The sequence below is a fragment of the Streptomyces sp. 8N616 genome (genome assembly GCF_052246385.1).
Taxonomy (GTDB): Bacteria; Actinomycetota; Actinomycetes; order Streptomycetales; family Streptomycetaceae; genus Streptomyces.
The window spans coordinates 1-23766 of the sequence record NZ_JBQQBY010000011.1; the positions used below are offsets into that span (position 1 = coordinate 1).

Annotated in this window: 19 protein-coding genes, 4 tRNA genes and 2 pseudogenes; 12 read left to right on the plus strand and 13 right to left on the minus strand. The window is 71.2% G+C overall.

Features of this window, described 5'->3' with window-relative positions; genetic code table 11:
• Positions 1–254 precede the first annotated feature (254 nt).
• Together ACTWQC_RS11955 and ACTWQC_RS11960 are read left to right on the plus strand one after the other, a co-directional pair.
• Complete coding sequence (locus ACTWQC_RS11955) at positions 255–1874, plus strand: N,N-dimethylformamidase beta subunit family domain-containing protein (RefSeq protein WP_443315605.1); 1620 nt, start codon at positions 255–257, stop codon at positions 1872–1874.
• An 84-nt stretch (positions 1875–1958) separates the two neighbouring features.
• Entirely contained in the window at positions 1959–2858 is a 900-nt protein-coding gene (locus ACTWQC_RS11960) for a phosphoribosylaminoimidazolesuccinocarboxamide synthase (protein ID WP_443315606.1), read from the plus strand.
• Between the two features lie 74 nt (positions 2859–2932).
• Here the strand turns inward: ACTWQC_RS11960 and ACTWQC_RS11965 are convergent.
• From ACTWQC_RS11965 to ACTWQC_RS12000, 8 genes and pseudogenes are all read right to left on the minus strand, one after another.
• Positions 2933–3008: transfer RNA gene (locus ACTWQC_RS11965), tRNA-Gly, on the minus strand.
• Between the two features lie 21 nt (positions 3009–3029).
• On the minus strand, positions 3030–3674 hold the full coding sequence (locus ACTWQC_RS11970) for a response regulator (protein WP_443315607.1): 645 nt from the start codon (positions 3672–3674) through the stop codon (positions 3030–3032).
• 323 nt (positions 3675–3997) lie between these two features.
• Positions 3998–5215 (minus strand): annotated as a pseudogene (locus ACTWQC_RS11975) (sensor histidine kinase); the annotation flags it as partial.
• 38 nt (positions 5216–5253) lie between these two features.
• Entirely contained in the window at positions 5254–6039 is a 786-nt protein-coding gene (locus ACTWQC_RS11980) for an ABC transporter permease (RefSeq protein WP_443315608.1), read from the minus strand.
• A complete protein-coding gene (locus ACTWQC_RS11985) occupies positions 6036–7001 on the minus strand; it encodes an ABC transporter ATP-binding protein (protein WP_443315609.1) in 966 nt (321 codons plus the stop codon). The genes ACTWQC_RS11980 and ACTWQC_RS11985 overlap by 4 nt, the downstream gene beginning before the upstream one ends.
• A gap of 160 nt (positions 7002–7161) precedes the next feature.
• Positions 7162–7237 (minus strand) — tRNA-Gly (locus tag ACTWQC_RS11990).
• Positions 7238–7314: 77 nt separating this feature from the next.
• Positions 7315–7386: transfer RNA gene (locus ACTWQC_RS11995), tRNA-Gly, on the minus strand.
• A gap of 165 nt (positions 7387–7551) precedes the next feature.
• Positions 7552–7869 (minus strand): histone-like nucleoid-structuring protein Lsr2, encoded by a 318-nt coding sequence (locus ACTWQC_RS12000; RefSeq protein ID WP_443315610.1) that lies wholly within the window; start codon positions 7867–7869, stop codon positions 7552–7554.
• A gap of 300 nt (positions 7870–8169) precedes the next feature.
• Here ACTWQC_RS12000 and purS point away from each other — a divergent pair, with 300 nt between their 5' ends.
• The 4 genes and pseudogenes from purS to ACTWQC_RS12020 all read left to right on the plus strand — a co-directional run bounded on the left by purS (position 8170) and on the right by ACTWQC_RS12020 (position 12885).
• Positions 8170–8415 carry a phosphoribosylformylglycinamidine synthase subunit PurS gene (gene purS / locus ACTWQC_RS12005; RefSeq protein WP_443315611.1) on the plus strand — a complete coding sequence of 82 codons (246 nt, stop codon included), beginning with the start codon at positions 8170–8172 and terminating at the stop codon, positions 8413–8415.
• A gap of 62 nt (positions 8416–8477) precedes the next feature.
• Positions 8478–9146: a phosphoribosylformylglycinamidine synthase subunit PurQ gene (gene purQ / locus ACTWQC_RS12010; RefSeq protein ID WP_443315761.1), complete on the plus strand. Its 669-nt coding sequence runs from the start codon at positions 8478–8480 to the stop codon at positions 9144–9146.
• A 121-nt stretch (positions 9147–9267) separates the two neighbouring features.
• Positions 9268–11538, plus strand: a pseudogene (gene purL / locus ACTWQC_RS12015) (phosphoribosylformylglycinamidine synthase subunit PurL); the annotation flags it as partial.
• 105 nt (positions 11539–11643) lie between these two features.
• Positions 11644–12885: a hypothetical protein gene (locus tag ACTWQC_RS12020; protein ID WP_443315612.1), complete on the plus strand. Its 1242-nt coding sequence runs from the start codon at positions 11644–11646 to the stop codon at positions 12883–12885.
• A gap of 65 nt (positions 12886–12950) precedes the next feature.
• Here ACTWQC_RS12020 and ACTWQC_RS12025 read toward each other — a convergent pair whose 3' ends face one another.
• Complete coding sequence (locus tag ACTWQC_RS12025; RefSeq protein ID WP_443315613.1) at positions 12951–13346, minus strand: nuclear transport factor 2 family protein; 396 nt, start codon at positions 13344–13346, stop codon at positions 12951–12953.
• A 104-nt stretch (positions 13347–13450) separates the two neighbouring features.
• Between ACTWQC_RS12025 and ACTWQC_RS12030 the strand changes: the two genes are divergently transcribed.
• From ACTWQC_RS12030 to purM, 4 genes are all read left to right on the plus strand, one after another.
• Positions 13451–14248, plus strand: a complete 798-nt coding sequence (locus tag ACTWQC_RS12030) for a sterol carrier family protein (RefSeq protein ID WP_443315614.1) — start codon at positions 13451–13453, stop codon at positions 14246–14248.
• A 109-nt stretch (positions 14249–14357) separates the two neighbouring features.
• Positions 14358–16253 (plus strand): hypothetical protein, encoded by a 1896-nt coding sequence (locus tag ACTWQC_RS12035; RefSeq protein WP_443315615.1) that lies wholly within the window; start codon positions 14358–14360, stop codon positions 16251–16253.
• Positions 16254–16524: 271 nt separating this feature from the next.
• Complete coding sequence (gene purF, locus ACTWQC_RS12040; protein ID WP_443315616.1) at positions 16525–18084, plus strand: amidophosphoribosyltransferase; 1560 nt, start codon at positions 16525–16527, stop codon at positions 18082–18084.
• Positions 18085–18124: 40 nt separating this feature from the next.
• Positions 18125–19198 (plus strand): phosphoribosylformylglycinamidine cyclo-ligase, encoded by a 1074-nt coding sequence (gene purM, locus ACTWQC_RS12045; protein WP_443315617.1) that lies wholly within the window; start codon positions 18125–18127, stop codon positions 19196–19198.
• A gap of 116 nt (positions 19199–19314) precedes the next feature.
• Here the strand turns inward: purM and ACTWQC_RS12050 are convergent, their stop codons facing one another.
• Together ACTWQC_RS12050 and ACTWQC_RS12055 are read right to left on the minus strand one after the other, a co-directional pair.
• Positions 19315–19572 (minus strand): DUF3073 domain-containing protein, encoded by a 258-nt coding sequence (locus tag ACTWQC_RS12050; RefSeq protein ID WP_443315618.1) that lies wholly within the window; start codon positions 19570–19572, stop codon positions 19315–19317.
• A 286-nt stretch (positions 19573–19858) separates the two neighbouring features.
• On the minus strand, positions 19859–20965 hold the full coding sequence (locus tag ACTWQC_RS12055) for a Leu/Phe/Val dehydrogenase (protein WP_443315619.1): 1107 nt from the start codon (positions 20963–20965) through the stop codon (positions 19859–19861).
• A 190-nt stretch (positions 20966–21155) separates the two neighbouring features.
• Between ACTWQC_RS12055 and ACTWQC_RS12060 the strand changes: the two genes are divergently transcribed.
• Both ACTWQC_RS12060 and bldC read left to right on the plus strand, forming a co-directional pair.
• The gene (locus ACTWQC_RS12060) at positions 21156–21992 is read left to right on the plus strand and encodes a hypothetical protein (RefSeq protein ID WP_443315620.1); all 837 of its coding nucleotides are present in this window, start codon (positions 21156–21158) and stop codon (positions 21990–21992) included.
• A 604-nt stretch (positions 21993–22596) separates the two neighbouring features.
• Positions 22597–22803, plus strand: coding sequence for a developmental transcriptional regulator BldC (gene bldC / locus ACTWQC_RS12065; RefSeq protein ID WP_003949541.1), 207 nt, complete (start codon positions 22597–22599; stop codon positions 22801–22803).
• A 424-nt stretch (positions 22804–23227) separates the two neighbouring features.
• Here the strand turns inward: bldC and ACTWQC_RS12070 are convergent, their stop codons facing one another.
• Together ACTWQC_RS12070 and ACTWQC_RS12075 are read right to left on the minus strand one after the other, a co-directional pair.
• Positions 23228–23428: a DUF6274 family protein gene (locus tag ACTWQC_RS12070; RefSeq protein WP_443315621.1), complete on the minus strand. Its 201-nt coding sequence runs from the start codon at positions 23426–23428 to the stop codon at positions 23228–23230.
• Between the two features lie 252 nt (positions 23429–23680).
• Positions 23681–23755, minus strand: a tRNA-Asp gene (locus ACTWQC_RS12075).
• Positions 23756–23766 lie beyond the last annotated feature (11 nt).

A 23766-nucleotide genomic window follows, 5' to 3' on the forward strand; every position in this document is an offset into this window, starting at 1 on the left:
GCCCCACCCCAGCCCCACCCCCACCCCGAACCAGCCTTCAACCCAGCCCCATGACCAGCCGCCGTATCCCATCCATCCACCCGTCCACCCCCATAAATTCCGGGCAGTTCACCACGACCATCGCATTTCCACCACTTGATCACGCCGCGACATCCACCGCTCCTCAATGAATCGCCACGAACAGTTACGGACACACCGCTGAGTGTGATGTGCTTAACCGGTCAGGGGAGCATCAGGTCCGGGAGGGATCGTTCGTGAGTACGGACAAGATCCGCCGCTGGGAGTCGGGAGCGCTCGCACACGCCGTCTCGGACCCCTTCGGCCAGGGCCCGGTGCCCTGGCTGCGCGGCAGCGAGAACTACTTCGACGACACCGGCCACGTCGTGCCCTGGTACGTCGACCCGGCCGTCACCGCGGATCCCGGCATCGCCGATCCCGCCGCCCCGGACCGAGCCGACCGGGGTGACCGAGGCGCCGCCAACTCCGGCGTCCCCGCCCCCCGCGGGTCCGGCGCCCGCTGCGCCCCGGCCCACGGCCCCCGCACCGCCGACGATGTCCACCGCCAGATCAAGGGCTTCGCCTCCACCGGAGCCGTCGCCCCCGGCGAGGCCATCGACTTCCGCATCACCGTCGACCCGCCCCAGCAGTTCTCCGTCGACATCTACCGGATCGGCCACTACGGGGGCGACGGCGCCGCGAAGATCACCACGAGCCCCCGGCTCTCCGGCATCGTCCAGCCCGCCCCGCTCACCGCCGACCGCACCGTCTCCTGCCACCACTGGTGGCTGTCCTGGCGCCTCCAGGTCCCCACGTACTGGAGCGAAGGGGCGTATGTCGCCGTGCTCACCACTGCCGACGGCTACCGCAGCCACATCCCCTTCACCGTCCGCGACACCCTCCCGCCCGTCGCCCACCACCAGCCTTCCAATGAGGCTCTGCGCGCCGCCCCGCCCGCTGCCGACCTGCTCCTCCTGCTCCCCGACATCACCTGGCAGGCGTACAACCTCTACCCCGAGGACGGCCGCACCGGCGCCAGCCTCTACCACGCCTGGGACGACGAGGGCCGCCTGCTCGGCGAGGAGGACGCGGCCGTCACCGTCTCCTTCGACCGCCCCTACGCGGGCGCCGGCCTCCCCCTCCACGTCGGCCACGCCTACGACTTCATCCGCTTTGCTGAGCGCTACGGCTACGACGTCGCGTACGCCGACACCCGCGACCTGCACGCCGGGCGCATCGACCCGACCCGCTACCGCGGCCTCGTCTTCCCCGGCCACGACGAGTACTGGTCGGTCCCCATGCGCCGCACCGTCGAGCTGGCCCGCGACACCGGCACGTCCCTCGTCTTCCTCTCCGCCAACACCATGTACTGGCAGGCCGAGCTGGCCGCGTCCCCGTCCGGCGCCCCCGACCGCCTCCTCAGCTGCCGCAAGCGCCGCGGCCCGGGCAAACCCGCGCTCTGGCGCGAGCTGGGGCGGCCGGAGCAGCTCCTGCTCGGCATCCAGTACGCGGGCGCGGTCCCCGAACCCAGCCCGATGGTGGTCCGCAACGCCGACCACTGGCTCTGGGAGGCGACCGGCGCGACCGAGGGCGACGAGCTGCCCGGCCTCGTCGCGGGCGAGGCCGACCGCTACTTCCCCCGCACACCCCTGCCGGACCACACCCGCCGCATCCTGCTCGCCCACTCCCCGTACAAGGACACCGAGGGCGACACCCGCCACCAGGAGACCTCCCTCTACCGGGCCCCCAGCGGCGCGTTCGTCTTCGCCTCCGGCACCTTCGCCTGGTCGCCCGCGCTGGACCGGCCCGGCCACGTCGACGCCCGGGTCCAGCGGGCCACCGCCAACCTCCTCGACCGCATCTGCAAGCGCGACTGACGCTGAAGGACCCTGGAAGGGAGGAACCGCGTCCGGTACGGGAGAATCGGAACGGACTCCTGGATCGATCTACGCGGAGGCAGCGTGTCCGGATTCGTGGAAAAGCCCGAGCCAGCTCAGGTGCCCGGTCTGGTGCATCTGCACACCGGCAAGGTGCGTGACCTGTATCAGAACGGGTCGGGCGACCTCGTGATGGTCGCCAGCGACCGCATCTCCGCCTACGACTGGGTGCTGCCCACCGAGATCCCGGACAAGGGGCGCGTCCTCACACAGCTGTCCCTGTGGTGGTTCGACCGCATCTCGGATCTGATCCCTCACCACGTCCTCAGCACCGACCTCCCCGAGGGCGCCCCCGCCGACTGGGCCGGCCGGACCCTCGTCTGCAAGTCGCTGAGCATGGTCCCGGTCGAGTGCGTCGCCCGCGGCTACCTCACCGGCTCCGGCCTCGCCGAGTACGAGGAGAGCCGTACGGTCTGCGGTCTCGCCCTCCCCGAGGGCCTGGCCGACGGCTCCGAACTGCCCGCCCCGATCTTCACCCCGGCCACCAAGGCCGCGGTCGGCGACCACGACGAGAACGTGTCGTACGAGGAAGTCGCCCGCCAGCTCGGCGCCGACACCGCCGCCCAGCTGCGGCAGGCCACCCTCGCCCTCTACAGCCGGGCCCGCGACCTCGCCCGCGACCGCGGGATCATCCTCGCCGACACGAAGTTCGAGTTCGGCTTCGACGGCGAGACCCTGGTCGTCGCGGACGAGGTACTGACCCCGGACTCCTCGCGCTTCTGGCCCGCCGACGCCTGGGAACCGGGCCACCCGCAGCCGTCCTTCGACAAGCAGTACGTCCGCGACTGGCTGACCTCGCCCGCCTCGGGCTGGGACCGCCGCAGCGAACAGCCGCCGCCCGCGCTGCCCGCGGAGATCGTCGAACGGACCAGCGCCAAGTACGTGGAGGCGTACGAGCGACTGACCGGCACACCCTGGTCGTAACCCCGCCCTACGCTCCCCATGGAGCGGCTGCCCACGCAGAAGGCCCCGGTCGTGATGACCGGGGCCTTTTCCTCTGGAGCGGACGACGAGATTCGAACTCGCGACCCTCACCTTGGCAAGGTGATGCTCTACCAACTGAGCCACGTCCGCATGCTGCGTTGCGAAAGACAACTATAGCCAACCTCGCTCACGTGCGATGCGCACCGCCGCATGGCGGTTCTCCGCGGAGAGCTTCGCGGCCGCGGAGGAGAGGTAGTTGCGAACGGTGCCCTGGGAGAGCGCGGCCCGCTGCGCGATCTCCGCGACGCGCGCGCCATCGGCCGCCAGCTCGAGCACTTCGGCCTCGCGGGCGGTGAGCGGGGAGTCCCCGGCGCTGATGGCGTCCGCCGCCAACTCCGGGTCCACGTAACGGTTTCCTTCGTGCACCGTGCGGATGATCTCGGCGAGCCGCTGCGCCGAGACGGTTTTCGGTACGAACCCCCGGACCCCGGCCGCCAGCGCCCGCTTCAGATGCCCGGGCCTGCCGTGGCTGGTCACGATCATGGTCCGGCAGCCGGGCAGTTCGGCCCGCAGTGATGTTGCCACCGACACACCGTCCGCCCCCGGCATCTGCAGGTCCAGCACCGCCACGTCAGGGCGGTGCGCCCGGGCCATCGCCACCGCCTCGGGCCCGGATGCGGCCTCGGCGACGACCAGCAGATCGTCCTCCAGCGCCAGCAGCGCGGCGAGCGCCCCGCGAATGAGGTGCTCGTCATCGGCGAGCAACACCCGTACGCGTGCCGCTGACGCCTGGGGGGAGCCGTGCTCGACGCTCATCACGCTCCCGCCGGTCCGCGGTCGGAACTCCGCCCCCGATGCCGCCGAGAGTCGCCCGCGCTCTCCGCGGGCAGGCCCTCGGCGCTCTCCTCCCAGCCACCCGCTTCCCCGCCCGCTCGCCCTGGGGCGAGTCCGGCGGAGGGTCCTTCCCCGCAGTGGCCCCCAGCGGCTCCGCCGGCAGGCGACCCTTCCCGGCTGCGGACGATATCCGGCTCCGCCACGCGGGGGGCTTTGCGTCCTGGGCGGCGGGCGGGTTGAAGGGCGGAGCCCCCTTCAGGGGCGGGTAGGCGGGAAGCCTCCGCGCGCAGCGCAGGGAGGAAATCGGACACCCCGCCGGGCAGCGGGATCTCTGCGGTCAGGCGGAAGGTGCCATCCGGATGCGGCCCGGCGGCCAACGTGCCGCCGAGCGCGGCCAACCGCTCACGCAAGCCCGCAAGCCCCGCGCCTCCACGGCCCGGCGCGGTGCCCGGCGCGCCGTCGTTCTCAACCACCAGCACCGCGCGCTCGGCGCCGCCCGCGCCCGCGTCCAGCCGGATCGCGCAGCGCCGAGCGTCCCCGTGCCGCAGCACATTGGTCGCGGCCTCGCGCATCACCCACCCCAGCGCCGACTGCACCTCAGCCGGAAGGCACGAGCCGTCGTCGCCCTCGACGCGGCAGGCGACCCCCGCGGCCCTGAGTACGGACCGGGCACCCGCCAACTCCACGTCCAGGTCCGCCTCCCGGTAGCCCCGTACGACATCGCGCACCTCGCGCTGCGACTCCCGCGCGATCCGCTGCACCTCGATCATCTGATCCACCGCCTCCGGCCGTCCCCGCCGGGCGAGCTGTACGGCCAGCTCGCTCTTGAGGGCGATGACCGACAGGTTGCGCCCCATCACATCGTGCAGATCGCGGCCGAACCGCAGCCGCTCCTCCGCGACCGCCAGCCGCGCCTGGAGTTCGCGGGCCGCGTCCAACTCCCATACGGCGCGCAGCAGCCATGCCGAGAAGCCGTTCGTGAAGGTCATCACCGTGCCCGCAAGGGCTGTCGCGACGGCGAAGCCGACGACCTCGTCGACCGGCAGCCGGACCGCCGCCGCGGCCACCGCCACCCCCGCCGCGGCCACCCCGGCCGCATACAACGCATGCCGAATCCCGCGCAGCCCGAGGACCAGCGCGCCGAGGCCGAACCCGGTGAAGCCGACGACCGCGGAGCTCGCGTCCCCGATCTCGGGGACCGTCCCGGCCGCGCGCAGGGACAGCGCCAGCACCGCTCCCGCGGCCGAGAACACCGCGACGCCGGTGGCGAGCCGGACCGGCCGCGCGCGCCGGTCGAGCGCCCAGTCCAGGGACCGCGAGGACAGCACGGCGCAGAGCACGGCGTGCACCGCGACCAGCAGGAACAGCCCGGCGCGCACCCGGGCCGGAGCTTCCCCGCCGGCGACCGCCGCGCCGATCGCCGTGATCTCGACCAGCACGAAGGCGTGGAACAGCCAGCGGGTATAGAGCTCGATCCGGGCCGGATCGCTCCGCCGGTCCCACCACCGCGTCAGCCTCGACATCCGCTCCCCACTCCCCAGCACGACGCGCGGCACAGCGCTCAGCGCCGCGGCTCCCAGCGGAACCACCGCCGTACAGCAAACACGGCCAGCCCCGCCCAGACCACCGCGCACCCCACCGCCCGCAGCACGGCACCCGCGTCCGCACCCGCGCCGCCCAGCCAGCCGTACCGTACGAGCTCCACGACGGGTGTCAGCGGTAGCAGCCGCAGGACGTCCGCCGCCCCGTCCGGCAGCAGTTCCAGCGGGACGAAGAGCCCCGACCCGCCGAACGACACCGCCATCAGCGGCAACACCGTGATCTGTGCGCTCTCCACGGTCCTGGTGACGGCGGCCGACGCGGCGGCCAGGGCGGCCAGCATGACGGTGCCCAACAGCATGCCCGCCACGAGGATTTCGGGCCGCCGCGGCGCGGACAGGTCCAGCAGCAGGGCCCCGGCCGCGATCAGCACCGCGCACTGGCCCAGCGCCACCGCCGCCGAGGGAAGCGCGGTGCCCGCCAGGATCTCCAGGTCCCCCGGCTCCCCTGCCCGCAGCCGCTTGAGCACCAGCTCCTCGCGGCGGGCGACATAGGCCGGTACGAGATTGGCATAGACGACGAAGATGAGAACGACCCCGATCCCGCCGGTCATGGAGGCTGCGGCGACGCTCAGCCCCGTTCTGGCGAGCTCGAGCCGCGCGACGCTCGACCGCACCGCCCACACCATCGCGACGGGCATGAGCAGCGCCATGAACAGCGCGGTCCGGTTCCGTACGAGCAGGGTCAGCTCGGCCCGGCCGAGCGCCGCCAGCCGCCCCGCCGCGCCGGTGGTCGCGGTGGCACTCATCGCACACCACCTCCCGCCGCTCCGTCCCCGTTGTCCCCGTTGCCCGCGATGGCCAGAAACGCCTCCTCGAGCGAGGCCTCCCGCGCATCCAGCCGCCCCAGCACGACGCCCTTCCCGTCCGCCCAGCTCAGCAGCTCCGTCAGCGACTCCTGCAGCCGCTCGGTGTGCAGGCGGATCCGCTGCCCTCGCTCCTCGTGGCTGACCGCGCCCAGCCGGGGCAACGGCGGCAGGTCGCCCAGCAGATAGCCCTCGGGCAGCTCGAAGGAGATCCGGGCCGGGTGCGCGGCGATCACCTCGTGGGTGGAGCCGCAGGCCGCGATGCGCCCCTCGTGCAGGATCGCGAGCCGGTCGGCGAGCGCCTCCGCCTCCTCCAGGTAATGGGTCGTCAGCACCACCGTGGCCCCGCCGTCCCGCAGCTCGCGCACCAGGCGCTGGGTGTCGCGCCGCCCCTCAGCGTCGAGCCCGGTCGTCGGCTCGTCCAGGAACAGCACCTCGGGCCGCCCCAGCAGCGCCAGTGCCAGGTCCAGGCGGCGCCGCTCGCCGCCCGACAGCTGCTTGACGCGTACGTCGGCGCGGGCGCTCAGCCCGACGAGCCCGAGGGCCTCGGCCACCGGGCGCGCCCCGCTGGTGCAGCCCGCCCACATCCTGGCCGTCTCCCCGGCCGTGAGGTCGGAGGGGAAGCCGCCCTCCTGGAGCATCACGCCGGTCCGCGGCCGCACCTCGGCCCGCCTTTCGTACGGGTCCATCCCCAGCACCCGCACCTGCCCGCCGCTCGGCCTGGCCAGGCCCTCCAGCAGCTCGACGGTCGAGGTCTTGCCGGCGCCGTTCGTGCCCAGCAGGGCGAACAGCTCGCCGCGCGCCACGGAGAAGGAGATCCCGCGCACCGCCTCGAAGGCTCCGCGGCCGTCGCCGTAGCTGCGCCGCAGCCCGGTGACGTCGATCACATACTCGTCGGTGTCCATGGATTCAGCCTTGCGACGCCCGGCGGGCGCGGGCAGTGCAGGGTGTCACCACTGCTCATGACACATGTCATCGTCGCGGGAGCCGACGGCATACGACGGCGGGATGCCGACGCCATACGACGAAGGCCCCGGTCCTTGGGACCGGGGCCTTCGCCCTGCGTGGAGCGGACGACGAGGCTCGAACTCGCGACCTCAACCTTGGCAAGGTTGCGCTCTACCAACTGAGCTACGTCCGCATGCCTCCGAACGGCTTTCACCGCCCGGCGCGACCATCACTGTACCCGATCCACTGGCTGGTCGGAAAAGTGAGGAGAGCGGGTGACAGGGATCGCACACTGCGCCTCCCCCTTGGAAAGGGGGCGCTCTACTACTGAGCTACACCCGCGTGGCTCCGTGAGGTCCGGCTCTGCGGCCTCGCCCCTCGGCGCGCTCCAGACTGTAGCTGATCGCCCGGGGTGTCGTGCAAGTCAGCTGCGGTCCGGCCTCGGCCAGGCCCGCACCGGCCCCGAGCCGCCCTCGCTCCGGCCGCGCGACCCGGCCAGGGCCCTGCTCAACTCGATGCGTTGAACGCCTCGTAGACCTTCTTCGGGATCCGGCCGCGCGGCGGCACCTCCATGCCGTGCGACCGCGCCCAGGCCCGTACGGCCGCGGGGTCGGGGGCGACGGCGGTGTGCCGGTAGGCCTTGCCCGACTTGGACCGCTTTCGGCCCGCTTCCACATAAGGCGCGAGCGCTCCGCGCAGTTTCTTCGCATTGGCTGTGTTCAGGTCGATCTCGTAGAACTTGCCGTCGAGACCGAAGGTGACCGTCTCCGCCGCTTCCCCGCCATCGATGTCGTCGGAGAGTGTGACCACTACGCGCTGAGCCACGGATATCGGTCCTTTCGTAACGGCACCACCGCAATGACGTGCGAAGATGCGGGTGGCCGGGGGTTGGGGGTCAGTTCTTTTTCATTTGTACAGCGACAGCGATTGCATTGCGAAGCCCAGTTAATTCCCTCCGCGTGTCATGCCGCAATCGGTGACCATACGGTTTTCCCCTGATTTTCCACAGGGGGAACCCGCGCCGATGCGTAAACGTGACCGTGTCCCGAGATATCTACCCGCGTAGATTCTCCAGCGGGGTACGCTGAGGGAACCGCCTTACGCACCACACCACCGGGAGTGCCAGTGGCACGCGTCGTAGTCGACGTCATGCTCAAGCCGGAGATCCTCGACCCCCAGGGCCAGGCGGTGCAGCGTGCACTGCCCCGCCTCGGTTTCGACGGAATCGCCGACGTCCGCCAGGGAAAGCGCTTCGAACTCGAGGTGGAAGGGCCGGTCGACGAAGCCGCCCTCGCCCGGGTCCGCGAGATGGCCGAGACGTTCCTCGCCAACACTGTGATCGAGGACTTCACCGTGAAGGTCGAGTCGTGACTGCCCGCCCGTCTCCCACCACCACCCTCAACGGAGGCCCTTCGGGCCGCAGCAACGTCCGTATCGGAGTCGTGACTTTCCCCGGGAGTCTCGATGACCGGGACACGCAGCGCGCGATTCGCCGCGCCGGCGCGGAACCGGTCGCGCTGTGGCACCGCGACAAGGACCTCAAGCAAGTCGACGCGGTCGTCCTGCCCGGCGGATTCTCGTACGGCGACTATCTGCGGGCCGGAGCCATCTCCCGCTTCTCGCCGGTCATGGAGACCGTCATCGAGCAGGCCAGGGCCGGTCTCCCGGTGCTGGGCATCTGTAACGGCTTCCAGGTCCTCACCGAGGCGCACCTGCTGCCCGGCGCCATGCTCGGCAACGACCATCTGCACTTCATCTGCCGCGAGCAGAAGTTGCGGGTGGAGAACGCGGACACCGCCTGGACCGCCGACTACACCGCGGGCCAGGAGATCCACATCCCGCTGAAGAACATGGACGGCCGCTACGTCGCCGACGAGCGCACCCTGGACATGCTGGAGGCTGAGGGCCGGGTCGCCTTCCGTTATCTGGGCGTGAACCCCAACGGGTCGCTCCGCGACATCGCCGGCATCACCAACGAGGCGGGCAATGTCGTCGGTCTGATGCCGCACCCCGAGCACGCCGTGGAGCCGGGCATCGGCACCGGCGGCACGGACGGCCTCGGATTCTTCACCTCGATCCTCAAGAAGCTGGTCGGCGTATGAGCGACGCACGCGCGGCCACTCGGCTGCTGGGGGTACCGCCCACGCCGAAGGCTGTGGGGGAGAACACGAAGGCCGCGCCTCTGCGCCGCGCGGGCGGAGAAGCGAATGAAGGGGGCGCAGCATGAGCCTGGATACGGTCAAGCACGCGGCCGAGACGCCGGACACCGAGCAGCCGTGGGCCGAACTCGGCCTCAAGAAGGACGAGTACGAGCGCATCCGCGACATCCTGGGCCGCCGCCCGACCGGCGCCGAGCTGGCGATGTACTCGGTCATGTGGTCCGAGCACTGTTCGTACAAGTCGAGCAAGGTGCACCTGAAGCAGTTCGGCGAGAAGGCCCCCGAGAACGCCGCCCTGCTGGTGGGCATCGGTGAGAACGCGGGTGTCGTCGACGTCGGCCAGGGCTATGCCGTCACCTTCAAGGTCGAGTCGCACAACCACCCCTCGTACATCGAGCCGTACCAGGGTGCGGCCACCGGCGTCGGCGGCATCGTCCGCGACATCCTCGCCATGGGTGCCCGGCCGGTCGCGGTCATGGACCCGCTGCGCTTCGGCGCCGCCGGTCACCCCGACACCAAGCGCGTCCTGCCGGGTGTCGTCGCGGGCGTCGGTGGCTACGGCAACTGCCTGGGCCTGCCGAACATCGGCGGCGAGGTCGTCTTCGACCCGTGCTACCAGGGCAACCCGCTGGTCAACGCGCTGTGCGTGGGCGTGATGAAGCACGAGGACATCCACCTGGCGAAGGCGTCCGGCGCCGGCAACAAGGTGATCCTTTACGGTGCCAGGACCGGCGGCGACGGCATCGGCGGGGTGTCGGTGCTGGCCAGTGAGACCTTCGAGTCGACCGGCCCGGCCAAGCGCCCGGCGGTCCAGGTCGGCGACCCGTTCCAGGAGAAGCTCCTCATCGAGTGCACCCTGGAGCTCTTCAAGGCGGACCTGGTCACCGGCATCCAGGACCTCGGCGGCGCGGGCCTGTCCTGCGCGACGAGCGAACTGGCGAGCGCCGGCTCCGGCGGCATGCGCGTCGAGCTGGACACCGTGCCGCTGCGCGACGCGACGCTCTCGCCCGAGGAGATCCTCATGAGCGAGTCGCAGGAGCGCATGTGCGCGATCGTCGAGCCGGGGAAGGTCGGCCGGTTCCTGGAGATCTGCGAGAAGTGGGATGTCATCGCCACCGTGATCGGCGAGGTGACGGACGGCGAGCGGCTGGAGATCTTCTGGCACGGCGAGCAGATCGTGGACGTGCCGCCGCGGACCGTGGCCCATGAGGGCCCGGTGTACCAGCGGCCGTACGCCCGCCCGGAGTGGCAGGACGCGCTGCAGGCCGACGACGCGTCCCGGCTTCCGCGCCCGGCCGGCGGGGATGAGCTGCGCAAGCAGGTCCTCGCGCTGGTCTCATCACCGAACCAGGCGTCCAAGTCCTGGGTCACGGACCAGTACGACCGCTTCGTGCAGGGCAACACGGTGCTCGCGCAGCCGGAGGACTCCGGCATGGTGCGGATCGACGAGGAGACGGGCCTCGGGGTCGCCGTCGCGACGGACGGTAACGGGCGCTACGCGAAGCTCGACCCGTACGCGGGTGCGCAGCTCGCGCTCGCCGAGGCGTACCGGAACGTCGCCGCGTCCGGCGCGAAGCCGCTCGCCATCTCCGACTGCCTCAACTTCGGCTCGCCGGAGGACCCGGCGGTCATGTGGCAGTTCGCGGAGGCCTGTCGTGGTCTCGCGGATGGCTGCCAGGTACTGGGGACCCCGGTGACCGGCGGCAATGTGTCGCTGTACAACCAGACCGGTGAGGCCGCGATCCACCCGACCCCGGTGGTGGCTGTGCTCGGTGTGATCGACGATGTCGCGCGCCGCACGCCGATCGCGTTCGCGGACGAGGGCCACCTGGTCTACCTGCTCGGCGATACCAGGGAGGAACTGGGCGGTTCCGCCTGGTCCCAGGTGGTCCACGAGCACCTCGGCGGGCTTCCGCCGAAGGTGGACCTGGAGCGCGAGAAGCTGCTCGCCGAGATTCTGATCTCGGCGTCGCGGGACGGCATGATCGACGCGGCGCACGACATTTCGGACGGCGGGCTGGTCCAGGCCCTGGTCGAGTCCTGCCTGCGAGGCGGGAAGGGCGTCCGGATCGTCGTGCCCGACACTGCCTCCGGTAGCGGCTCCGCCGCGGGGGACCCCTTCGTCTTCCTCTTCTCGGAGTCGGCGGGCCGCGCGGTGGTGGCCGTGCCGCGCAGCGAGGAGCTGCGCTTCACCGACATGTGCGGCGCCCGCGGACTTCCGGCGGCACGGATCGGTGTCGTGGACGGCGACGCGCTCGACGTCCAGGGGCATTTCAGTATCCCGCTGGCTAAGCTCGAGAAGGCGCACCACGCAACGATGCCCGCGCTGCTGGCCGGACGGCGTGCTGTTCCGCGGCCCCGTCCGCGGGGCGGTCGGGGCCGCGGCGTTGTCAGCGGCCGCTGATAGCTTCTGCGCATCACGTGGGGGGAGTGATGTTCGGTGACTGACCGACCGCGCCTGCGCAAGGTGGTCAATGTCCTGGTCGTGTGCACCGCGGTCGTGGGGATCGGCTGGAGCGGAACCGAGCTCTGGACGTATGCGGCGAACCGGCTCGCCATCGACGAGGCCTGCGCCGGACTCGTATCCCCAGGGAAGATCACCGCGCTCCCCTACGGCGAGGGCCGCATCGAGCACAACGACTCGGCGATCGACCTCGACACCGCTTCGGGCCGGTGCGAGCTGTTCAGTACGTCGGCGGGGGAAGCCGCTGACGCCTCGAAGCGGATGTTCTTCACGGCGAGCGTCGCCGTGGAACCGGAAGCGGCGACCGAGGAGACGGACCCGCCCTGGGACACCCTCGTCGACCGGTACGACCCGACCTACCTGGATCATCCGCTCGGCGGCGGCATCCCGGGCATCGTCACGGACACCGGGGTCGGCGTCAAACTCCCCTGCGCGGGCGGGAAGAAGGTTCAGGGCAGCGCGGTCAAGAACGTCGTGGCCGGCGCGGTCACCACGATGGACGGCTTCGATCCGCTCGGCAGCGGTCACCAGATGGACCAGAACACCCGTGACCGGTTGGCCTCCATAGCCGTCGACACCGCCAACAACCTCGGCGCGAAGCTCGGTTGCCGGGACCGGTTGCCCTCACCGCCGGGCGGCATCCCGCCTGTCGAGGGCGAGCTCATAGCTCCCGAGTCGGCGAAGGGAACCTGCGCCTGGTACGCGAAGTCCGGCCTGGACAGCGGGGATTGGATGCCCGACCAGGTGATGGAGACCCGGGCCGACGGGGACGTCTGGACCGAGAAGTGCGGTCTGGCGCTGCGCCAGGACACCGCACGGGAGACCTGGGGGAAGTACGCGGGCAAGCCGGGGTACGAGGAGCTGGCCCAGCGGGACGCGCCCAGGTACGAGGGCGACTGGTGGGCCACGGCGCAGAGCTGGTTCGGGGAGTCCGCGAAGGATGTGCGGATCGACGAGATCGGCACGGAGACGACCGCGGCGGAGCCGGGGCGCGCGGGCCGCTCGCCGGAGGCACCCGTCTGGTGGGCGTCCTCAGTGTGCGACGGTGAGCCCGCCGTGCACACGCTCACCCTCCGGGACTCGTACGCCTTGGGGGCCGCGTCCCGCTTCGAGCCCGTGTTCCGCGCCTACGTCGCCGATGTCGCCCAGCGCCGGGGGTGCACGGACGTCCGGTTCCCGAAGGCATCGGCCTTCACGGCGACTTTCGAGGAGAGCTGAGCCTTGGAACGGCCCCGCACCGCTGCGGGCTCGGGGCCGTCGGCCCGCTGAGTTCCGGGTGGTGATCAGGTCCAGAACTCGTTCTGGACGTCGATGTCCTCGACGCATTCGTCGATGTCGGTGATCTTCCCGCCGACGATCGTGAAGAAGAGCCCTTCGGCCATCTCCATGCCGCGGTCGCCCCGATCGGCGCGGACCTTGTGCACGGACATGACGTGCCCGCGCCCGTCGGCCAGCACGTTCTCAAGCTCGACCTGCATAGTGCCGCTGGTCTCCTCGCCGAGACGGCGGTACATCTGCAGACAGGCATCGCGACCCTTGTGGTGCCCCGAGAAGATGTTGTCTCCGGGCACGTGGTGAACGACATCCGCCGTCATCAGGGAGCCCAAGGTGTCCATGTCACCCCGGGAGAATGCGTCGTAGCCCTGGCGGACCAGGGTGCAGTCAGGGTGCTCAGCCATAGTGATTCACGCCTTTCCTGCCGATATTTCCCTTGTGTTTCCATCATCGGACGGGCCCGAAAACCTGTCCACGGCGGGACGCGGGCCTGGCTAAGCTCGGCGCCATGCCCCCTGCTCAGCGCAAGCCCCGCGCCCGTACGTACGACCCGGCGAAGGTGCGGGCCGCGGTCACCGCCCAGCTTCAGTACGTGAGGGAGGCGGTGGCCGGGCTGTCCGCGGAGCAGTGGGCGCTGCCCACGCGGCTCGGCGACTGGAGCGTCCGCGATCTTGTCGCGCACATCGCCATGTGCGTCGGAGCCGTCAGCCACTACGCGGAGCAGCCCGCGCCGTCCGTACGCGAGGTCGCCCTCGTGGACTGGCCGGCCGCGACGGCGGCCCACGCCGGGACCGTCGACGAGAACACGCGCGCCCTCGCCGCCCAGGGCGAGCCGCAGGAGCTGCTGACCCGCGCTGCCGACCGGCTCGCCGTGACCCTCGCCTCCACGCCCGACGACCGCCTGCTCGCGGGCCGTGTCGGGGCCATCCGGCTGGACGACTTCCTGGTCACCCGGTGCATCGAACTCACGGTTCACGGTGACGACTTGGCGGCCGCGCTCGGGGCCGAGATCCCGTACGACCGGCAGGCGCTCGCCGCCGCGACGCGCGTGCTCGCCGACGCGCTGGCGGCGAAGGCGCCCGGCGGGTCGGTGGAGGTGCGGATTCCGCCATTCGCGGTCGTGCAGTGCGCCGAGGGGCCCCGGCACACCCGCGGCACCCCGCCGAACGTCGTCGAGACCGACCCGCTGACCTGGATCCGCCTCGCCACGGGCCGTATGAGCTGGGCTGATGCGCTCGGCGCTGCGGCGGTTTCCGCCAGTGGCGAGCGGGCCGATCTGTCGGCTCTGCTGCCGGTACTGGGGTAGGGCCCGGCCCCGGCGGAGCCCCGAAGCCCGGTGGGGGCGCGCGGCCGGAGTGGGGCCGAGTTCGTACGTACGTTCATCATCGCTCGCTCTCGGCAGCCATAATCCCCGCATGACTTCGCCCCGCGCCCCGCTGCCGGCAGAGTTCAGAGCTGTCCGCCCGTGGACCACGCGCGACGCACAGAGCTGGCTCGCGGCAGCACCACCGCGCTGGGCCAACCGCCTGGGGCCCGCGATCGCGCTCGCCCTGGCCCTGGTGGCGGCGATCGCGGCCGAGCCCGCGGTCGTGCAGAGCGGACTGCAGAACAGCCTGCAGAGCGGCCGTTCCCCCGCCGACACCGACTGGACCGGTGTGGCGGAGACGGCCCTGGCCCTGACCCAGGTCTACTGGTTCCTGCGGCTTCCCGAACTCACCCTCATCTCCGCGCCGTTGACCGGGGCCCTCGTCGCGTACGAGGAGTTCCCCGCCCCGGACACGGGCAGTGCGGCCGCGAACGCGGCCGTACTCGGCGCCCTCCTCTACGGCTGGTCGATCGCGCTCCTGCGCCTTCGCCACCGGCGCCGCCAGCGGCTCGCGGCGCAGTCCGCGGCCTGTCCTGACACCCGCCCGCTCCCGCCGCCGCTGCCGCCCCTGCGCCGCGGCCGGCTCCAGATCGCCGCGGGGGCGCTGTTGTGCACGGTCGCCGCCGTCGCGTTCTGGCAGGCGGATCGCACCGCGAGCGCCGACGAGGCGCGCGCCGCAGGGGCGACCCGCCAGACCGCGCCGGCAGAGTCCGCGGGGGAGTCCGCGGCGGAGGCCCCCGGCTCGGGCGCGCTCGACGCCTGGCAGCTGAGCGGCTCGGCCGCGGCCGCGTTCGGCGTGTCCGCCCTCGCCTTCGGCGCCCTGGCCCGCCGCCGGGCCGCCGCCCTGCGACGCGGACCGGTTCCGGTGCTGCGGGTCCTCATACGCGAGGACGTCGAGGCCGACACCTGGGTCTTCGCGGCCGACGACCCCGAGGGCCGGTGCCCTCTCTTTTCCTGCGCGGTGGAGCAGGAGGACGACGAGGACGACGGCGACGAAGAACTGGAGGACGGCGAGGACAGCGGGGACAGCGAGGAAGAGGGCGAGGAAGAGGGCGAGGAAGAGGGCGAGGAAGAGGGCGAGGAAGAGGAGGAGCCGGAACAGCCGAGTCCGGAGGAAGCCGCCGCGCGGCTGCGCACCCTCACCCGGCTGCGCGAGGCCGTCCTCCTCGGCGCCCCGTGCGCCCGCGCCGAGGTGGCCCTGGTCTCGGTGGCCGCCGATGGCGAGCCCATCACGGAGTACACCTTCCAGGCCGTACGCCCCGCCCGCGGACGACGTCGCACCCCTGCGGCCCCGGTCGCGCGCGAGGACGAAGGTCTTGACGTGACCTTCGGCGGAGTGTCGACGGCCGAGCAGCTCGAAGCCGTGGCCGCGACCGGCCGGACCGCGGCCCGTATGGTCCCCCGGGACGAGCCCGCCCGCTGGGGCCCGCGGCCCGCCGACCGCGTCGTCGGAGTCCTCGGCCTGCTCCTCGCGGCCGCCGTGCTCGGCTCGTACCTGAGGGACGAGGACTCCCCGTGGTGGTACGCCTTCATCGTCCTCCTGGTCGCGTCCGTGCTCACCACGTCCTCCGCCATGGCCCACTGGCGCGTCACCGCCGACCGCGACGGGCTGTGGCTGACCGGTGCCTGGCGGGTCCGGCACCTTCCGTGGGACCGGCTCGGTGTCGCGAGGTACGACGAGGGGGAGCTCCGGGTGCGCGACCACGGCCGGGACTCGGTCTGGAGGCTGCGGGTGGCCCTGACGAGGTTCAGGCGCCGGCCCCGCCCGGACGGCGCCGCCCCCGGCCGCCGGGCGTCCGAGGAGATCACCGCCATGCGCGTACACCCGGAGTTGCGCCCCGCCCGCGTCAGTACGCGCCGCGAACGCGGGCTGCCGCTCGCCCCGCTCGTCGCCGTACCGCTCGCGGTCTGGACGGTCTGGGCGGTCTGGACGCAGCACGTCTGAGGCTCCGGCCGAACGTCTGAGGCTCCGCCCGCGGCCCTGGATCCCCGGCCCTGGATCCCCGGCCCTCAAGAAGTGTGACGCAGACGTCATCGGGCGCCGCATGCTGACCGGGTCCACCGGCCCCACCAGGCCATTCAACGGTCGTCCCGCACTGTGGACACCACCTCGGACCGGCTCCGCACCATGCCTCGCCCCTCCCGTCGTCGGATCCGGCAGGTGCGGCGGAGTACCTGGTTCGGGTTAATCCTCAACCTGTCCTAGACTCGGTGGCGTGCCACGTGGTGACGGACGACTCAACCACGACCTCCTCCCCGGTGAGAAAGGCCCTCAGGACGCCTGCGGCGTCTTCGGTGTCTGGGCTCCGGGGGAAGAGGTCTCCAAACTCACCTATTTCGGGCTGTACGCGCTGCAGCACCGTGGACAGGAGTCCGCGGGCATCGCGGTGAGCAACGGCTCCCAGATCCTCGTCTTCAAGGACATGGGCCTGGTTTCCCAGGTCTTCGACGAGACCTCCCTCGGCTCCCTCCGGGGCCACATCGCGGTCGGCCACGCCCGCTACTCGACCACCGGCGCCTCCGTGTGGGAGAACGCGCAGCCGACCTTCCGCGCCACCGCCCACGGCTCGATCGCCCTGGGCCACAACGGCAACCTGGTCAACACGGCCGAACTGGCCGAGCTGGTGGCCGAACTCCCCCGCGAGAACGGCCGCGCCACCCAGGTCGCCGCGACCAACGACACCGACCTCATCACCGCCCTCCTCGCGGGCCAGGTCGACGAGGACGGCAAGCCACTGACCGTCGAGCAGGCCGCGCCCCTGGTCCTGCCCAAGGTCAAGGGCGCCTTCTCGCTCGCCTTCATGGACGAGCACACCCTCTACGCCGCCCGCGACCCGCAGGGCGTCCGCCCGCTGGTCCTCGGCCGCCTCGAGCGCGGCTGGGTCGTGGCGAGCGAAACCGCCGCCCTCGACATCGTCGGCGCGAGCTTCATCCGCGAGGTCGAGCCCGGCGAGATGATCGCCATCGACGAGGACGGCCTGCGCGCCACTCGCTTCGCCGAGGCCCGCCCCAAGGGCTGCGTCTTCGAGTACGTCTACCTCGCCCGCCCGGACACCGACATCGCCGGCCGCAACGTCTACCTCTCCCGCGTGGAGATGGGCCGCCGCCTGGCCAAGGAGGCCCCGGCCGAAGCCGACCTGGTGATAGCGACCCCGGAGTCCGGCACCCCGGCCGCCGTCGGATACGCCGAGGCGAGCGGCATCCCGTACGGCTCGGGCCTGGTCAAGAACTCCTACGTCGGCCGGACGTTCATCCAGCCCAGCCAGACCATCCGTCAGCTCGGCATCCGCCTCAAGCTCAACCCCCTCAAGGAAGTCATCCGGGGCAAGCGCCTGGTGGTCGTCGACGACTCGATCGTCCGCGGCAACACCCAGCGCGCGCTCGTCCGGATGCTCCGCGAGGCCGGGGCGGCCGAGGTCCACATCCGGATCTCCTCCCCGCCGATCAAGTGGCCCTGCTTCTTCGGTATCGACTTCGCCACGCGCGCGGAGCTGATCGCCAACGGCCTGTCGGTCGAGGAGATCGGCAAGTCGCTCGGCGCGGACTCGCTCGCGTACATCTCCATCGACGGCATGATCGAGGCGACCACCATCGCCAAGCCGAACCTGTGCCGCGCCTGCTTCGACGGCGAGTACCCGATGGACCTGCCGGACCCGGAGCTGCTCGGCAAGCACCTCCTGGAGTCCGAGACGGCCGGGCAGGCCAAGCCCGATCCGGACGGCGTCCAGACGCTGACCGCCGGTGTCGGCGGCGCCGACGCCCTGCGCCGCCCGTAAGGGCCCACCGGCGTACCCAACGACACGAAAGTTTCCATCAATGTCCGAGTCCGGGACCACTGGTGCCAGTTACGCCGCCGCGGGCGTCGACATCGAGGCGGGCGACCGTGCCGTCGAGCTGATGAAGGAGTGGGTGAAGAAGGCCACCCGCCCCGAGGCCGTGGGCGGGCTCGGCGGCTTCGCGGGCCTCTTCGACGCCTCCGCCCTCAAGCGGTACGAGCGCCCCCTCCTCGCCTCCGCCACTGACGGCGTCGGCACGAAGGTCGACATCGCCCGGCAGCTGGGCGTGTACGACTCCATCGGCCACGACCTCGTCGGCATGGTCGTCGACGACATCGTCGTCTGCGGCGCCGAGCCGCTGTTCATGACCGACTACATCTGCGTCGGCAAGGTCCACCCGGAGCGCGTCGCCCAGATCGTCAAGGGCATCGCCGAGGGCTGTGTGCTGGCGGGCTGCGCGCTCGTCGGCGGCGAGACCGCCGAGCACCCGGGCCTCCTCGGCCCCGATGACTTCGACGTCGCAGGCGCCGGGACGGGCGTCGTCGAGGCCGACCGCGTGCTGGGCGCGGATCGTATCCGAAAGGGTGACGCCGTGATCGCCATGGCGTCCTCCGGACTTCACTCGAACGGGTACTCGCTCGTCCGGCACGTGGTGTTCGACCGGGCGGGCTGGACCCTGGACCGGGAGCTCCCGGAGTTCGGCAGGACCCTGGGCGAGGAGCTCCTCGAGCCGACCAAGATCTACTCGCTGGACTGCCTGGCGCTGACCCGTACGACCGAGGTGCACGCCTTCTCGCACATCACCGGCGGTGGCCTGGCGAACAACCTGGCCCGGGTCGTCCCGGACGGGCTGCACGCGACAGTCGACCGGTCCACCTGGACGCCGGGCCCGGTCTTCGACCTCGTCGGCCGGGCCGGACAGGTCGCGCGCCCGGAGCTGGAGAAGACGCTCAACATGGGCGTCGGCATGGTCGCGGTCGTGCCGCAGGAGTCGGTCGACGTGGCGCTGGCCGTGCTCGCGGACCGCAGCGTCGACGCGTGGGTCGCGGGCGAGATCACCGAGCGCGGCGACCGTACCGAAGCAGTGGTCCTGACCGGTGACCACGCCGGCTGAGCAGGGCCCGCAGGGCAGCACAGAACCCGGTCCGGGGGCGGGCCCCGGACCGGGTCAGTGGTCGTGCTGTGGGCGGGCTCGCTGCGTGCGCGATACGGCCGGGGCCGAGCGCAGCGTCAAGCGCGCCGACGGTAGGCGGACTGCTCGGACGACTCGTCGTCGTCCTCGTCATCCTCGTCGTTGTAGCGATCCGCGTACTGTGCGTACGGGTCGTCGTCCAGCTCATCATCCTCGAAGCGCTCGCCATTCGGCGGCTGGCTCGAAGTCGATGCGCCCAGCTCCTCGGCCAGGCGTGAGAGATCCGTCCCACCGCTGTTGTACTTCAGCTGGCGGGCGACCTTCGTCTGCTTGGCCTTGGCCCGGCCGCGCCCCATGGCTCGACCCCCTCAACGACGGGGCTCGACGGCCCCAGAGTCTTGACACGCGTTCATGATTCGGAGCGGGCTCTCAACGGAGAGACCGGTCCGTAGGGCTTCAACGGTACCTGCTTCCGCGCCCATACGGTACGTCGCCCACAGGACGCGACACGCGGCAGAACCCTCGAGGAGCCCTGTCCCCGCTGGTCAGCGATGATTTTACCTCCTGCACAGGATCGACCCGCCGACGGGTGGTGAGTCTTGTCTCGTCCTCCTGCCGGCGGGCCGTTTTGCCCTGCTCGGGTCAGACCGCCGTACGGGCCCGGGCCTCCGCCATGCGCTGCTCCGCCAGGCGGTCGGCGGCGGCCGCGGGCGGAATGCCGTCGGACTTGGCACGGTCGAATATGGCCAGCGTGGTGTCGAAGATCTTGGTCGCCTTGGCCTTGGCCCGGTCGAAGTCGAAGCCGTGCAGCTCGTCCGCCACCTGGATCACGCCGCCGGCGTTCACCACGTAGTCCGGCGCGTAGAGGATCCCGCGGTCGGCGAGGTCCTTCTCGACGCCGGGGTGGGCCAGCTGGTTGTTGGCGGCGCCGCAGACGATCTTCGCCGTGAGGACCGGGACCGTGTCGTCGTTGAGCGCGCCGCCGAGCGCGCACGGAGCGTAGATGTCCAGGCCGTCGGTCCTGACCAGGGCGTCCGTGTCGGCCACCGCCGTCACCCGGGGGTGCTTGATGCGGATGCGGTCCACGGAGTCCTGCCGGACGTCCGTGATCACGACCTCGGCGCCGTCCTCCAGCAGATGCTCGACGAGGTGGTGGCCGACCTTGCCGACGCCCGCGATGCCGACCTTGCGGCCGCGCAGCGTCGGGTCGCCCCACAGGTGCTGGGCGCTGGCCCGCATGCCCTGGAAGACCCCGTAGGCGGTCAGCACGGACGAGTCGCCGGCGCCGCCGTTGGCCGGGGATCGGCCGGTGGTCCACTTGCATTCGCGGGCCACGACGTCCATGTCGGCGACGTAGGTGCCGACGTCGCAGGCCGTGACGTAGCGACCGCCGAGCGAGGCGACGAAGCGGCCGTAGGCGAGCAGCAGGCGCTCGCTCTTGATCACGTCCGGGTCGCCGATGATCACGGCCTTGCCGCCGCCGTGGTCGAGACCGGCCAGCGCGTTCTTGTACGACATGCCGCGCGCGAGGTTGAGGGCGTCCAGGACGGCCTCCTCGTCGGAGGCGTACGCGTGGAAGCGGGTGCCGCCGAGGGCGGGGCCCAGGGCGGTGGAGTGGATCGCGATCACGGCCTTCAGGCCGCTGTCGCGGTCCTGGCAGAGAACGACCTGCTCGTGGCCCCCCTGCTCGGAGCGGAAGAGGGTGGACAGCACGCCGAGATCGTCGGCTGGTGGACTTACGTCGGTCACTGTGGTGACTCCCGGAGACGTGAGGGAACGCCCTCCTGCGGGTGGGGAGGGCCCGGTGGCCACAGCGTAGATCCTGAAGGGCCCCTCCAGCACCGAGCTGCGGAGGATCACCTCCGTGTGGCCTACACACGTGGGACGATCAATAACGTCAGGGTGGGCAACTCCCGGCGGTAAACGGAGGAGTGGACGCGTGGGCATGGCGTCATCGGTGGTGGTCCCGTATGCGGCTTATCTGCGGGTCTACGAACCGCTGGCCGCGTTCCCCGAGCCCGAGCGCTCCCATTGGTACCGCTACGCCGCCCGCGAGCACATCCCCACCGCCCAGGACGAACTCCGGCGCTCGCTGGCCGACTTGCTGCCCGTACCGCCGGTCCCGGTGCCCGTACACGAGAGCAGCGACGCCTTCGTCGCCGTCGTGGACGGCGTGACCTGCGTCTGCCCCTGGCGCACCCGGCTGCGCGGCTGGCTGGCCCTGGAGGAGCTGGCGGAGCGGCTGCCGGCGCCCGTGCTGGACGCGGTCCTGCCCGCCGTGGTGCGGCGGCAGGCCGAGGCGGACTACGAGCAGTGGCTGGAGCGCAATCCGGACGCCCGGCCGTGGATCCGTACGGCGACCTGGCACGTCCCGGTCCTGTGGTTCGCGCTCTTCGCCGACGAGGAGCGCGAGTATGTGAAGGACGTCACAGAACCGGTGCTGCGCTACCGCACCCCGATGGTGGAGGCACGGCGGCGGGTGGCCCGCGCGCTGCGGGTGCTGCGCGACTCCATGGGGGAGGGGCCGCTCATCGACGGCCTGGAGAGCGTGGGCAGGTGGCTCGAGGAGTTTCACCCGCGGTCTCTCGTGGAGCTGGACTACGGCGGCTTGGTGCATGCTCTACCGGAAGGGCAGCTCGCCGAGGACCACTCGGCCGCGGATGTGGCCGAGGGACTCCAGGCGCTGCGCGAGGGCGACGGGGCCCGCGCCGGCCGGGCGTACGAGCGGCTGACGGACCGCTGGCGCGTCGTGCGGGAACGGCAGTTCGCGAGCTGACGGCTCCGGGCCGGCGGGTCCGGTCCGGCAGGTTCCGAGCTGACAGGTTCTGGGCCGACAGGTCTGGTCCGGCAGGTTCTGGGTAGGCGGGTCTGGCCCGGCAGGTCCGGTCCGACAGGTCCGACAGGTCCGGACAGGCGGGGCCGGTCCGGCGAGTCCGGGATCTACGTTCCGATCCGGGCCATTGTCGCAAGCGTGACCGACGGCACTAAGGCAGGTCTTGCCCTGATCCCATGCCCTCGTGCCAAAATAGGACAAGGAGTCCGGCAGGGCTCCCTTCGTCCAACTATGGGCGAGGAATTGGCATTGCGCTCGGTTCATGGGGTCTCGCGACCCCGGATCGCGACTGTGACTGATCGTCACGGCCGTGTGACTGTCCGCTATGGCACGGTCCATCGGCATCCGTCGAGGTTGAACACCTGAGAGGGCAAATCCATCGGTTTGGCCGACGCGGCTGGACAGATGGTGTAGTTGTAGTGCCGAGGACAAGCCGTTCGTCCTATAACCGACTCGGCCTGCGTGCGCCATTTCGGGCAACGCGGGTCAAGGTGCAGAATTTAGAGGAAAGAACCGTGATGGTTCGGTTCTCCCGAGGAGGCCGCTCATGACCGCTCGCACCCCTGATGCCGAGCCGCTGCTGACCCCGGCTGAGGTTGCCACGATGTTCCGCGTGGACCCGAAGACGGTCACGCGCTGGGCCAAGGCAGGCAAGCTCACGTCCATCCGCACGCTCGGAGGGCACCGCCGCTACCGCGAAGCCGAGGTGCGGGCGCTGCTCGCAGGCATTCCGCAGCAGCGTAGCGAGGCCTGAACAACTCCATATCGGGGCATATCCGGGACCCCCAACCCCGCGATGGCCCAACTAGCTCCACACGACGAGCGCCTGCCCCAACAGGCCCCCTTCCCTCGGTATTGAGGGTGCGTCGTAGATCGCGCTGGACTCCGCCGGGTCCAGCGCGATCTTTTTTGTGCCTGCCCTGCGTCTGCCGGCGTCTGTCTGCATCTGCTCGCGTCGGCGGCGGCTACTGGCTGGAAGTACCCCTGCGGGTGGCTGGTGACTCACCAGTAGGTCCTGCCGGGTAGTGCAATTGCACATATTAAATTGACCTGTTGTAGGGAGGGGTTAGGTTCCGCCACTTCCGAAACTTCTTCGGTGACTCCCGTCACAGGACAACCGGCTTGTCCCCTCATGCAACTCTGCGGTAGTGGGCGCGGGCGAGGCAAGGCGCCCTTGGTCACCGGCCTTTGGGGCCTTCGTCCGGGCCCGTCTCCGGGGCCTCGTCGGGGTCGGTGCGCTCCGTCGCTCCAGGCTCCATCGCGAGCCGCAGCAGCTGGTGACAGACCGGGCAATGGCGGGTGAGGTGGCGATAGCCGACCGCGGCCGACAGATGGGCCCGCAGCAGCGCTCTGGTCTCATGCCTCGCAGACGTCGCCATGCGCGCATTACCTCCTGTACCCCGCATCCCCTGATGTCTGGGTACCCCCGGGTGCGTGTCGCAGTCAAGACACGCACAAGGCCCGGATCCTGAGGATCCGGGCCTTGTGTCCGATGTGGCTGCTGCGGTCCTGGCGGGATTTGCTGGGTTTGATTCGCGGCTCAGCCGCGGGCCCGGCCTCTGGGGGCTGCTCCCGGGCCGGGCAGCGCTACGGCCCGCATCCGGGGTGGGATGCGGGCCGTGGTTTCGCTGCGGTCCTGACGGGATTTGAACCCGCGGCCTCCACCTTGACAGGGTGGCGAGCACTCCAAACTGCTCCACAGGACCAGATTTTCGCG

What these genes read in the sequence shown, in the direction of transcription:
- ACTWQC_RS11970 (WP_443315607.1), bottom strand. Translation starts at nt 3,674, where the DNA reads ATGAGCGTCGAGCACGGCTCCCCCCAGGCGTCAGCGGCACGCGTACGG.
- ACTWQC_RS11980 (WP_443315608.1), bottom strand. Translation starts at nt 6,039, where the DNA reads ATGAGTGCCACCGCGACCACCGGCGCGGCGGGGCGGCTGGCGGCGCTC.
- ACTWQC_RS11985 (WP_443315609.1), bottom strand. Translation starts at nt 7,001, where the DNA reads ATGGACACCGACGAGTATGTGATCGACGTCACCGGGCTGCGGCGCAGC.
- ACTWQC_RS12025 (WP_443315613.1), bottom strand. Translation starts at nt 13,346, where the DNA reads ATGGCTGAGCACCCTGACTGCACCCTGGTCCGCCAGGGCTACGACGCA.
- ACTWQC_RS12030 (WP_443315614.1), top strand. Translation starts at nt 13,451, where the DNA reads ATGCCCCCTGCTCAGCGCAAGCCCCGCGCCCGTACGTACGACCCGGCG.
- ACTWQC_RS12035 (WP_443315615.1), top strand. Translation starts at nt 14,358, where the DNA reads ATGACTTCGCCCCGCGCCCCGCTGCCGGCAGAGTTCAGAGCTGTCCGC.
- purM (WP_443315617.1), top strand. Translation starts at nt 18,125, where the DNA reads ATGTCCGAGTCCGGGACCACTGGTGCCAGTTACGCCGCCGCGGGCGTC.
- ACTWQC_RS12050 (WP_443315618.1), bottom strand. Translation starts at nt 19,572, where the DNA reads ATGGGGCGCGGCCGGGCCAAGGCCAAGCAGACGAAGGTCGCCCGCCAG.
- bldC (WP_003949541.1), top strand. Translation starts at nt 22,597, where the DNA reads ATGACCGCTCGCACCCCTGATGCCGAGCCGCTGCTGACCCCGGCTGAG.
- ACTWQC_RS12070 (WP_443315621.1), bottom strand. Translation starts at nt 23,428, where the DNA reads ATGGCGACGTCTGCGAGGCATGAGACCAGAGCGCTGCTGCGGGCCCAT.